The sequence below is a fragment of the Gilvimarinus sp. 1_MG-2023 genome (assembly GCF_030548285.1).
In genome coordinates this window covers 1-255 of the sequence record NZ_JAUOSC010001301.1, presented here as the reverse complement: position 1 = coordinate 255, position 255 = coordinate 1, and the positions used below count along the sequence as shown (strand labels likewise).

Here is a 255-nt window from a genome sequence, read left to right as displayed (position 1 = left end):
ACCACGGTGTATTCACCACTGACACTGCCGCGCCACTCGCCAGCGGACTTTTTGGTGATGATATTAATCACCCCACCAATGGCATCAGAACCATACAAGGCCGCCATCGGCCCACGAATCACTTCAATGCGTTCAATCGAGGACACAGGAATTGAGTTGAAATCAACATCACTGCCTTTGGCAAATGCACCGCCGGATGACACCCGCTTGCCATTGATCAGGATCATGGTGTAATCGCTGTCCAAACCACGGATC

Annotated in this window: 1 protein-coding gene; it reads right to left on the bottom strand. The window is 51.8% G+C overall.

Going from position 1 to position 255, the window contains the following annotated elements:
- The coding region (locus Q4563_RS21060; RefSeq protein WP_303605910.1) for a TonB-dependent receptor plug domain-containing protein at window positions 1–255 on the bottom strand (255 nt) is incomplete at both ends.